The sequence below is a fragment of the Bergeriella denitrificans NBRC 102155 genome, assembly GCF_001592185.1.
In the GTDB taxonomy this organism is placed as follows: domain Bacteria; phylum Pseudomonadota; class Gammaproteobacteria; order Burkholderiales; family Neisseriaceae; genus Neisseria; species Neisseria denitrificans.
Map to the genome: position 1 here is coordinate 1 of NZ_BCWL01000044.1, position 11,773 is coordinate 11,773.

At 56.8% G+C, this 11,773-nt stretch carries 8 protein-coding genes; 3 read left to right on the forward strand and 5 right to left on the reverse strand.

Going from position 1 to position 11,773, the window contains the following annotated elements; all coding sequences use genetic code 11:
- Positions 1-207: 207 nt before the first annotated feature.
- Positions 208-1,251, reverse strand: a complete 1,044-nt coding sequence (gene dusA / locus BDE01S_RS04190; protein ID WP_082790416.1) for a tRNA dihydrouridine(20/20a) synthase DusA — start codon at positions 1,249-1,251, stop codon at positions 208-210.
- Between the two features lie 264 nt (positions 1,252-1,515).
- Here dusA and glnE point away from each other — a divergent pair, with 264 nt between their 5' ends.
- On the forward strand, positions 1,516-4,206 hold the full coding sequence (glnE, locus tag BDE01S_RS04195) for a bifunctional [glutamate--ammonia ligase]-adenylyl-L-tyrosine phosphorylase/[glutamate--ammonia-ligase] adenylyltransferase (RefSeq protein WP_066077757.1): 2,691 nt from the start codon (positions 1,516-1,518) through the stop codon (positions 4,204-4,206).
- Positions 4,207-4,599: 393 nt separating this feature from the next.
- Here the strand turns inward: glnE and BDE01S_RS04200 are convergent, their stop codons facing one another.
- The 4 genes from BDE01S_RS04200 to ruvC form a co-directional block, all read right to left on the reverse strand.
- The gene (locus tag BDE01S_RS04200; RefSeq protein WP_066077759.1) at positions 4,600-5,394 is read right to left on the reverse strand and encodes a 3'-5' exonuclease; all 795 of its coding nucleotides are present in this window, start codon (positions 5,392-5,394) and stop codon (positions 4,600-4,602) included.
- A gap of 764 nt (positions 5,395-6,158) precedes the next feature.
- Complete coding sequence (locus BDE01S_RS04205; RefSeq protein WP_066077761.1) at positions 6,159-7,028, reverse strand: lipid A biosynthesis lauroyl acyltransferase; 870 nt, start codon at positions 7,026-7,028, stop codon at positions 6,159-6,161.
- Positions 7,029-7,160: 132 nt separating this feature from the next.
- On the reverse strand, positions 7,161-7,928 hold the full coding sequence (locus tag BDE01S_RS04210; protein ID WP_066077764.1) for an NADPH-dependent oxidoreductase: 768 nt from the start codon (positions 7,926-7,928) through the stop codon (positions 7,161-7,163).
- 84 nt (positions 7,929-8,012) lie between these two features.
- On the reverse strand, positions 8,013-8,558 hold the full coding sequence (gene ruvC, locus BDE01S_RS04215) for a crossover junction endodeoxyribonuclease RuvC (protein ID WP_066077766.1): 546 nt from the start codon (positions 8,556-8,558) through the stop codon (positions 8,013-8,015).
- 384 nt (positions 8,559-8,942) lie between these two features.
- Between ruvC and BDE01S_RS04220 the strand changes: the two genes are divergently transcribed.
- A complete protein-coding gene (locus BDE01S_RS04220) occupies positions 8,943-10,451 on the forward strand; it encodes a catalase (RefSeq protein WP_066077770.1) in 1,509 nt (502 codons plus the stop codon).
- A 294-nt stretch (positions 10,452-10,745) separates the two neighbouring features.
- Positions 10,746-11,627, forward strand: a complete 882-nt coding sequence (locus BDE01S_RS04225) for a prephenate dehydrogenase (protein ID WP_066077772.1) — start codon at positions 10,746-10,748, stop codon at positions 11,625-11,627.
- The last annotated feature ends 146 nt before the right edge of the window (positions 11,628-11,773 follow it).

Here is an 11,773-nt window from a genome sequence, read left to right on the forward strand (position 1 = left end):
TATCGCTGCAAAACAAAAAAGCCGTCTGAAAAACTTGGTTTTCAGACGGCTTTTTTGCGGGGTGGGGCGGGAAGAAATAGGGGGGATTTTTGAAAAACAGAAATCTTTATTGCCGTCATTAGCTTCGCAAGTCCGCTTCGCTTCCCCCGCATTCCAAACAAAAAGGCCGTCTGAAAATCATATTTTCAGACGGCCTGCACCGTATCTTTAAGCCCAGGAATTGGCCCGCTCCACTTCGCGCCAGGCTTCGAGAATCAGGCTGCCGTCGTTGTCTTTCAGCAAGTTGGCATCGGAGAGCATACGCCGCCATACGCGCGCTTTGTTGAGGCCGTGCATCAGGCCGAGGCTGTGGCGGACGATGTGGCGCAGGGTCGTGCCGCGCCCGGCTTGGATTTGGGCTTGGCTGTAGGCATACAGTTTGCCCACCAAATCGGCATATTCGACCGGAGCGGCATCGTCGCCGTAAAACAGGCGGTCCCATTCGCGCATCACCATCGGATTGTGGTAAGCCTCGCGGCCGATCATCACGCCGTCAACGTGTTGCAGGTGGGCGGCGGTTTGCTCGTTGGTGGTGATGCCGCCGTTGATGATGATCTCCAAATCGGGAAACTCCTGCTTGAGGCGGTACACATATTCGTATTTCAGCGGCGGCACGTCGCGGTTTTCTTTGGGGGAAAGGCCGTCGAGCCAGGCGTTGCGGGCGTGGACGATAAAGGTGCGGCAGGCGGTTTTACCGCGCAGCGTGCCGACGAAATCGGCCAGGGGCTGATAGTCGGTTTGGCGGTCGATGCCGATGCGGTGTTTGACGGTTACGGGAATCTGCACCGCGTCCTGCATGGCGTTGAGACAGTCGGCCACCAAATCCGCTTCGTTCATCAGGCAGGCACCGAACGCGCCTTTCTGCACGCGCGGGCTGGGGCAGCCGCAGTTTAAGTTGATTTCATTGTAGCCGTAAGCTGCGCCGGCTTTGGCCGCCTGCGCCAATTCGGTAGGCTCGCTGCCGCCCAGCTGCAGGGCGACGGGCTGCTCGCCTTCGTTGAACATCAAAAAGCGGTCTTTATCGCCGTAATTGATGGCGCCCGCGTTGACCATTTCGCTGTAAAGCCAGGTGTGGCGGGTAATCTGGCGTGCCAGATAGCGGTAGTGACGGTCGGTCCAGTCGAGCATGGGCGCCACGGAAAGGCGGCGTGTGCCGATAAATTGGTTAACTTGATTGTTTTCAGACGGCTTCTGCGGTGTGTTGTTTGGCATATTGTGTACGGTTTTTGTGTTTTTTGCTGGATGGTGACACCATTTTTTATGATGGCGGAAAATGGTACAAGGTGCAGAAGCGCATTGTACCCGATTCAGAGCAGGCCGTCTGAAAAGCGCACGGGCGGCGCGGCTTTTCATTAGGCCGTAATCCTTGCTATGATGGTGTATCGTTGTCGAACTTAAATCCTGCTACGGCGTTGGCTCGCCTTGTCGCAGAATTGAATTTCACCGACTATATTCCCCCTATAACCGGACTGCCTTATGAACCCGATTGAGTATGCCCGCCGCCATTCGCATTATCTTGCCCGCCATCTCGACAGCGGCAACCTTCAGCCGGAGGTGTTTCTGCCCATGCTGGAGAAAACGCTCGCAGAAGCCGATTTTCAGGCGTTTGCCGACTGGTCGGGCATCATCGCGGCGGAAGACGAAGCGGAGCTGGCGCGGCAGCTTCGGTTGCTGCGCCGCTATGTGGTGGCGCAGATTATCGTGCGCGACATCAACCGCATCAGCGATTTAGACGAAGTTACACGCACGATTACGCTGTTTGCCGACTTTGCCATCAATACGGCTTTACAGTTTGCCCATGCTTATTATCAGGGGCTGTACGGCACGCCGCTGGGGCGTTATACGCAGTCGCCGCAGCATTTGAGCGTGGTGGCGATGGGCAAGGCGGGCGGCTATGAGCTGAATGTTTCGTCCGACATCGATTTGATTTTCGTCTACCCCGAATCGGGCGAAACCGACGGGCGGCGTGCGCGTGAAAATCAGGAATTTTTCACCAAAGTCGGCAAAAAACTGATTGCGCTGCTGGACGACATCACCGCCGACGGCCAGGTGTTCCGCGTCGATATGCGGTTGCGGCCGGACGGCGATTCGGGCGCGCTGGTGTCGAGCGAAACCGCGCTGGAGCAATACCTGATTCAGCACGGGCGCGAATGGGAGCGTTATGCCTGGTGCAAAGGCCGCGTGGTCACGCCTTATCCGAACGGTATTGCCGCGCTGGTGCGGCCGTTTGTTTTCCGCAAATATCTCGATTACAACGCCTACGAAGGTATGCGCCGCCTGCACCGCCAAATCCGCAGCGAAGTCAGCAAAAAAGGCATGGCCGACAACATCAAGCTCGGCGCGGGCGGCATCCGCGAAGTCGAATTTATCGCCCAAATTTTCCAAATGATACGCGGCGGCCAAATGCGCGCGCTGCAGCTGAAAGGCACGCGCGAAACGCTGCACAAGCTCGCCGAAGCCGACATTCTGCCTCAGGCGCAGGCCGATATGCTGCTGGAAGCCTACCGCTTTTTGCGCGATGTGGAACACCGCCTGCAGTATTGGGACGACCAGCAGACGCAAACCTTGCCCGCAGATCCCGACCAGCAGCAGCTTTTGGCCGAAAGCATGGGCTTTGCCGACTATGCCGCTTTTTCAGACGGCCTGAACGCGCACCGCGCCCGCGTTAACGCCCTGTTTAACGAAATTCTCAGCGATCCCGATGCGGAAGCCGACGAAACCCACGCCTGGCAGTGGCTGTGGCAGGGCGGCGCCGACGAACAGGCGAAACGCGAGCGCCTGCAGCAGGCCGGTTTCGATGCCGATGCGGTGGTTGGGCGTTTGGACAATATCCGCAGCAGCAACAAATACCGCCACCTTTCCGCCCATGCCCAGCCGCGTTTCGATGCCGCCGTGCCCCGCCTGGCCGAAGCCGCCGCCGCGCTGCCCAATCCCACCGAAACCCTGCTGCGCCTGCTGGATTTTCTGGAAAACATCAGCCGCCGCTCCGCCTATCTGGCGTTTTTAAACGAACATCCGCAAACCCTGCGGCATCTGGCCGAAATCATGGGGCAGAGCGCCTGGGTGGCCGATTATCTGACGCGCTATCCGATACTGCTCGACGAATTAATCAGCGCCCAGCTTTTGGAAACGCAGTTTGACTGGCCGCGCCTGGCTGCCGAACTTTCAGACGGCCTGGCCAACTGTAACGGCGATACCGAAGCGCAGATGGATGTATTGCGCCATTTCCAGCACGCCCAAGTATTCCGCCTGGCGGTGCAGGATTTGGCCGGACTGTGGACGGTGGAAGCCCTGTCGGACGAGCTTTCCCTGCTGGCCGATACCGTGATTGCCGCCGCCATGCCGTATGTGTGGGCGGATATGCCGAAAAAACACCGCGACACCCCGCGCTTTGCCGTGGTCGGCTACGGCAAGCTCGGCGGCAAAGAGCTGGGCTATGCCTCCGATCTCGATTTGGTGTACCTGTATGACGACCCGCATCCCGATGCCGCCGATGTGTACACCCGTTTCGCCCGCCGCCTGACCAACTGGCTGGCCACCGCCACCGGCGCGGGCATGCTCTACGACGTGGACTTGCGCCTGCGTCCCAACGGAGACAGCGGCTTTTTGGCGCACAGCGTGGCCGCGTTTGAAAAATACCAGCGCGAAAATGCTTGGACGTGGGAACACCAATCCCTGACCCGCGCGCGTTTTATCTGCGGCGAAGCAGATATTCAGACGGCCTTCGAGCGCATCCGCCGCGATATGTTAACCGCCGAACGCGACCGCAAAGCGTTGGCGCAGGAAATCATCGCCATGCGCGAAAAAATGTTTGCCACGCATCCGCCCGAAGACGGCAACGTCAAATACGCGCGCGGCGGCGTGGTGGATGTGGAATTTATCGTGCAGTATCTGATTTTGGCCTATGCCCGCGACTATCCCGCGCTGCTCGACAACTACGGCAACATCGCCCTGCTGGACATCGCCGCCGGCTGCGGGCTGGCCGATAAAGACTTGGCCGCGCAAAGCCGCGATGCCTACCGCTTCTACCGCCAGCAGCAACACAACGCCAAACTGTGCGACGGCAACCGGGCGGCAGACGGCAACACGCCCGCCGCGTATTACGACAGCGTGCGCCGCCTGTGGGCAGAGGTGTTCGGCGAGGCAGTGCGTTTTAAGGCGGAGTAGGGGCAAGGCCGTCTGAAAATGCCGTGGTTTTTGGGTACGGGTTGGGTGCGGCCTATGCTTTTTGTTTTGTAAAAAGTACGGCTTATCTTGATTTCGACAGGTGGCTGAGTGAATCCGAAGCCTTTATCCGTTCCCAAGCGGCTTAGCCTTTGCTCAGCCGCCTGATGGATTTGGGAGAGCGTAGGACGGGCATCCCTGCCCGTCGCTTTGCTGCAAGGCAAAGAAAATGGCTCTGTAAAAGGTTTATCTCATTCCATAAATGAGCGACGGGTCCCGTAAACGGGATTTCCTTTGGTCACAAGATGCCCGTTCTACGGAGCTGCGGCGGATTAAGATTTGAAAAAAGCCGTCTGAAAAATCCCCTTTGCGGTGTTTTCAGACGGCTTTTGCCGTTTAACGCCATTCGGCAATAAATTCCTGCCAGTGCTGCTTATCGGCGGATTGTTCTTTCAGATAGTTTTTCAGGCGTTTGACTTCGACTTCGTATTCGTCGCCGTCGAGTGCGCCGCTCATCAGGCGGAAGCGCAGATACATTAAATAGGTATTGGCGGCGTCGGTTTCGCAATAATCGCGGATGTCTTTCAGACGGCCTTGGTGGTAGGCTTCCCATACTTTGCTGCCGTCCATGCCGAGCTTGCCGGGGAAGCCGCAGAGTTTCGCCATATCGTCGAGCGGCACGCTGGCGCGCGGCTGGTAGAGGGCGAGCAGATCCATTAAATCGCAATGGCGGCTGTGGTAGCGGCTGATGTAGTTGTTCCACTTGAAATCGCGGCTGTCGCCGAAATCGCCTTCGCCCATATCCCAATAGCGGGCGGCGGCGATGCCGTGAATCAGGGCGCGGTAGTGCAAGACGGGCAAATCGAAGCCGCCGCCGTTCCAGCTGACGAGCTGCGGGGTGTGGTTTTCAATCAGTTCGAAAAACTTGGCGATGACGGTTTCTTCGCTGTCGCCGGTGTCGCCGATGGTGCCGACGTGGATTTTTTCCGCGCCCCAGCGCATACAGCAGGAAATGGCGACCACTTGGTGCAGATGGTGCTGCATAAAATCGCCGCCGGTTTGGGCGCGGCGTTTTTGCTGGGCGAATAAGACGACTTCTTCATCGGATACGCCGGCGGGCAGGTTGTGGAGCAGGCGGATGCCGTTTACATCGGGGACGGTTTCGATATCAAAGGCGAGTATCGGGGTCATGGCGGTACTCCGGTCGTTCGGGATAGGGCATTGTGGCACGAAGCCGCAGATAAAAAAAGAGGCAATCCCCCACAGGATTGCCCCAATACCTCAAATCAGAGATTTACGCTTCACAAACAATACAGGCTTTCGCCTGCGGCTTTATCAGCGCAGCTCAACTCTGCACCGATAAAAAACCGCTCCGGCAGCAGGAATCAGTCTGCCGCAGCGTCCCACGAGGGGGAAGAAAGCGCTTTCAGAATGCTTTGCGGATAGGCCGTCTGAAAGCTGTAATTTGATGTAGCGGAATTTACGCGAAAAGCAGGGGCTTGGCAAGCGTTTTGTTTTTAAAAATCTTCTTTGCTGTTTGTTTGCAATCTGCTGAAAAATGGTTATAAAATCCGAAAATTTGGGGTTTTTAAGGATTTTATTGGCATTTAATTTTTTGATTGTTTTAAATTTTGGAATTTATGTTTTTTAGCTTTAGTGTGACAAAAAGCGGATAAAATGTGCTTATTTTATAAATATATGATTTTAAACAAAATTAAATTTAATGTATTAATTAAATATTCATGTTTGAGGAATTTTATTTTTTAGGTAACAGGTATGCGGCGGTAATTATTTTGAAGGCATATAAATAATGTAGGAAATACAAATACTCGGGTGTTTTGCGTGTGCGTTTTTCAGACGGCTTTGCGGTGCGGCGGGTTTGATTAGAAGAAAATAAAACAGCCCGCCGGCGGCGGGCTGTCGGGTTTTATTTGTAGCTGCATGTAATTTTCGGATTAATAAAACCCTGCTTCGCCCTCGGGGCGGGTTTTGAAGCGTTTGTGCAGCCAGAAATACTGCTCGGGTATTTCGCGGACGCGGTCTTCGATAAATTCGTTCATGCGGCGGGTGTCGGCGTGGAGGTCGCTGCCGGGGAAATGTTCCCATGCGGGGTAGAAGCGCAGGGTAACGGTATTGTCGGCCTCGCGGGTGGGAATAGCGGGGATGACTTTGGCGCCGGTGAGCGCGGCGATGCGGCTCAGGCCGGAGATGGTAGCGGTGGGAATGTTGAAGAAATCGACGAAAATCGAGTCGTGGCGGCCGAAATCCTGGTCGGGCAGGTAGAGAAAGGGCGCGTCGCTTTTGCGTAAATGCTTGATGATGGCGCGCAGGCCTTCGTTGCGGCCGATCAGGAACACATTGTCGTAGCGGTGGCGGCCTTTGAGAATCTGCTCGTCCATGGCTTTGTTTTTCTGGTGCGAATACATGCTGGTAAGCGGCACGTCTTGGTTGAGCGTGTAAACGGCCATTTCAAAAGCGGTAAAGTGCGGGTAGAGCAGGATGACTTTTTCGCCTGCCGCGAGCGCGTTATCCAGATGGTGCTTGTCTTGGTAGCGCACGAATTTCCGCAGCCGCTCTGCCGGGGCATACCAATACAGGCCGTATTCAAACAGGAGTTTGCCCATGTGCCGGAAATGGCTTTTCAATACGGCTTTGCGCTGCGCTGCGCTCCATTCGGGAAAGCATTTGCGCAGGTTGACTTCGCCTACTTTGCGGCGCGGGGCGACGGCGTAATAGGCCAGCGTGCCGATGCCGTCGGCAATCAGGTGGATGATTTTGAAGGGCAGCAGCTGGATGAGATAAAGCAGGAAAAAGGCAAATTTCATTATCGGTATCCGTGCGGTTAGGGCGAGCGGGCGGCGGCCAAACTCGGTAGCTTTTTTATTTGAATTGACTAATGCGGCGCAAAGGCCGTCTGAAAACCGGCAGTGCTGCGGTTTCAGACGGCCTTTGGCGGCTTATGCGTCTTTATCCAGCTCGGTAAAGAAACCTTGCTGGCGGATTAATTTGCCCAACTGCGTGCGCTTGGCCTGCTGGGTGTGGGTGTATTTGCCCGCCATGTGGCTGAAGGTTTCTTCGCGGCTGCCGCTGCCGCGTTTGCTGTAATATTCGGCCATTTCCGCATCGTAGGCGGCCAGCGCGGCCTGCTGCTCCGGCTCGGTAACCGGCGTGTAGCGGTTTTCCATGTGCACGATTTGGGCGGGCAGGCGCGGTTTGAGGCGCGGCTGGAATTCGGGGTAGCCCAGCGCGAGGCCGAATACGGGGAAGGTGCGCGGCGGCAGGCCGAGCAGCTCGATGACTTTGGCGGCATCGTTGAGTATCGTGCCCAGATACACCGCGCCCAAGCCCATGCTTTCGGCGGCGGCGACCATGTTTTGCGCGGCGATGCTGCAGTCATATACGCCGGCCAGGAAACGGTCGGCGCTGCTTTGGTACACGGGGTCGATGCCCTGCGCGGCGGCGATGGCGGAATTGCGGGCGGTGTCGGCCACGAAGATAAACAGATGGCCGTTGTCGCGCACATATTCCTGCATACCGAGCACGGCCAATTCGTGTTTAATCGCTTCGTCGGTCACGCTGATGATGGTGCAGGCCTGCATATAGCTGCTGGTGGATGCGCGTTGGGCGACTTCGACCAGCAGGTCAATGGTGGCTTTGTCCAGCGGCTGCGGTTTGAATTTGCGGATGCTGCGGTGTTGCAGCAGGGTTTGAATGGTCTCGTTCACAAGGTTCTCCTTTGATGTGGCGGCGCGGGCGGTTTTTCAGACGGCCTGCGCGTCGGCGGTGGGATAGGCCGTCTGAAAACAGGCTCAGCCCTGAAACCGCCCGCGTTTAATCTGCATGCCGTCGGGGTTGAGCTTGGCGGCCAGGCCGTGATTACGCAGGGCGTGGGTCAGCGCAACGGCCAGGCCGTCGGCGGCATCGGCTTGCGGCGTGCCCGACAGCCCCAGCATCTGCACCACCATGTGCTGCACCTGCTCTTTGGCCGCCTTGCCTTGCCCGACCACAGCCTGCTTGACCTGCAGGGCGGTGTATTCGTACACGGGCAGGCCGCGCATGGTTAAGGCCGCAATCGCCGCGCCGCGCGCCTGGCCGAGCATCAGCGTGGCGGCGGGATTGACGTTGACAAACACCTGCTCCACCGCGGCATGGTTGGGGCGGTAGGTGTCGATGATTTCGCCGATATGCTCGCAAATCACCGCAATCCGCCCCGCCAGCTCGTCGCCGGGTATGGTTTTGATGCAGCCGGAAGCAACGTAAAAATGCTCGCGGCCGCGTACATCGATGATGCCGAAGCCGGTAACGCGGCTGCCGGGGTCGATGCCTAAAATGCGGGTGGTGGCGTGGTTATACATGGGGGCATTATAGGGCGGAAAAGGCCGTCTGAAAACGGCGGCTTACATCATCAGGGAAAACTATTAATAATTAAATATCCATTTAATATAGCTAAAAGAAATCGGTTTCATAGTTTTAATAGTTAAAATTTTAGATTATGATATGTTCCATAGTGAAAACGAAGGAGATACCGATGAGCATCAGCGAATGGTATGAACAGGAAACCGGCTACGAATACGCTTTCCGCCAAATCGAAAATCTGTAACCCCGATACCTTAAAAAAACAGTCATACGCAACGGATAAAATACGGTCAGCAGCCGACAGCGTATCTTAATTCTGCTAATGACGATAAACATCAGACGCTTCACACCCCGATTTTGACCCGACCCAAAGGAGCAGCACCATGAACAAATGTCCTGTGACCCATCTCACCATGAGCAACGGCGCGCCCGTTGCCGACAATCAAAACAGCCTTACCGCCGGCGCGCGCGGCCCTTTGCTGGCGCAGGATTTGTGGCTGAACGAAAAACTGGCCGACTTCGTGCGCGAAGTGATTCCCGAGCGGCGTATGCATGCCAAAGGCAGCGGTGCGTTCGGTACGTTTACCGTCACCAACGACATCACGAAATACACCCGTGCCAAGATTTTCAGCCAAGTCGGTAAGCAAACCGAAATGTTCGCCCGCTTCACCACCGTGGCCGGCGAGCGCGGTGCGGCCGATGCCGAGCGCGACATCCGCGGTTTCGCGCTGAAGTTTTACACCGAAGAGGGCAACTGGGACATGGTGGGCAACAACACCCCCGTGTTCTTCCTGCGCGACCCGCGCAAATTCCCGGATTTGAACAAAGCCGTCAAACGCGACCCGCGCACCAATATGCGCAGCGCGGCCAATAACTGGGATTTCTGGACGCTGCTGCCCGAAGCCTTCCACCAAGTGACCATCGTGATGAGCGAGCGCGGCATTCCGAAGTCTTACCGCCATATGCACGGCTTCGGCAGCCATACTTACAGCTTCTGGAACGAAGCGGGCGAACGCTTCTGGGTGAAATTCCACTTCCGTACGCAGCAGGGCATTGAAAACCTTTCCAACGAAGAAGCGGAAAAAATCATCGGCCAAGACCGCGAAAGCCATCAGAAGGATTTATACGAAGCCATCGAGCGCGGCGATTTTCCGAAGTGGACGATGTATGTGCAGATTATGCCCGAAGCCGATGCGGAGAAAGTGCCTTACCATCCGTTTGACCTGACGAAAGTATGGCCGAAAAAAGATTATCCGCTGATTGAAGTGGGCGAGTTCGAGCTGAACAAAAATCCGGAAAACTTCTTTGCCGACGTGGAACAATCCGCCTTCGCACCGAGCAACCTCGTGCCCGGTATCGGCGTGTCGCCCGACAAAATGCTGCAGGCGCGCCTGTTTAACTACGCCGACGCGCAACGCTACCGCCTGGGCGTCAACCGCAACCAGATTCCGGTGAACGCGCCGCGCTGCCCCGTACACAGCAACGCCCGCGACGGACAAGGCCGCGTGGACGGCAACTACGGCAGCACGCTGCATTACGAGCCGAACAGTTACCAACAATGGCAGGAGCAGCCGCAATTTGCCGAGCCACCGCTGAAAATCAACGGTGATGCCGCGCATTGGAACTACCGCGAAGACGATGCCGACTACTTCAGCCAGCCGCGCGCGCTGTTTAACTTGATGAACGCGCAGCAAAAGCAGGCCCTGTTCGACAACACCGCCGCCGCCATGGGCGATGCGCCGGATTTCATCAAATACCGCCATATCCGCAACTGCGTTAAGTGCGATCCGGCTTACGGCGAAGGCGTGGCCAAAGCCTTGGGGCTGACTGTGGCCGATGCCGAAGCCGCCCGCGCCGCCGATCCGGCACAAGGCAATCCGGGGCTGCTGTAATGTGGTTGGAAATCGAAACCCTGTTGAACGAAACCGTGCAACGCTTGGGGAAAACCAACCGGCTGTAAACCGCTTTTAAGCACTTGTCTCCGGCGGGATTACCGTGTCATTCCAACATCATCCGACGGTTATCTTGCAGGCAGATAAAGGCAGGCCGTCTGAAAAACATCCGTTTCAGACGGCCTTTTTTTATGTGCGCGGCAGCTGTAGGCGGCGTGCGGCGCGTTTTCGGCTTTGAGAACACGCCCCAATCGGGTAAACTAAGCCGTTTCCAACCGATTATTGAAGCCCTGTATGTCTGCCACCGCTCCGCTCAAACACATCACCCTGATAGGCGTCGGCCTGATCGGCGGCTCGTTTGTGCTGGATTTGAAGCGTTTGGGGCTGGTGGAAAAAGTCACGGGCATCGACTTGAGCCGCGACAACCTCGACCGCGCGCTGGAGCGCAAAGTCATAGATGCCGCGTTTACGGAAGTGTGCGCCGAGAGCATGGTCGATGCGGATTTGGTTTTGATTGCCACGCCCGTTTCCACGCTGCCGCACATCTGCCGCGCCATTGCGCCCTTTTTGCGGACGGACACGCTGGTGTCGGACGTCGGCAGCACCAAGCAGTCGGCATTGGCTGCCTTTGCCGAATACCTGCCCGATTTTTTCGCCAACTGCATCGCCGCCCACCCGATTGCCGGCTCCGACCGCCACGGCGCGCTGGCGGCGCAGTTCGGGCTGTATCAGGATAAAAAGCTGATTATCACGCCGCACGGGCGCGAGCGGCCGGGCAGCCTGGAGCGGATAGAAGCGCTGTGGCAGGCCGTCGGCGCGCGTACGTTCCGCATGAGCGCGGCCGAGCATGATGCTGTTTTTGCGGCGGTGTCGCATCTGCCGCATCTGCTGGCCTTTGCATTTGTGCATGAAATGTTCGACCACCCCGACGGCGCAACTTATCTGAAATTTGCCGCATCCGGTTTCCGCGACTTTACCCGCATCGCTTCCAGCCACCCCGCGATTTGGACGGACATCTGCATGGCGAACAAGCGCAGCCTGCTGGATTTGCTCTCCGGCGTGGAAGCGCAGCTCGCCGTGTTGCGCGGCGTATTGGAGCAGGGCGACAACGCCGCGCTCTACCGCTATTTTGAAGAAGCGAAAAACACTCGAGATGAGTGGCTGAAAGGGCAGTAGAAGCGCTTTCGCAGGATTAAAGACATACAAAAGCCGTCTGAAAAATGGATTTTTCAGACGGCTTTTTTCAGACGGCTATTGTTGTTGAGCCAATCCCGGATGGAGTAGGGCGGGGATTTTTTGTGCAGATGATGAGTTCGAATGCT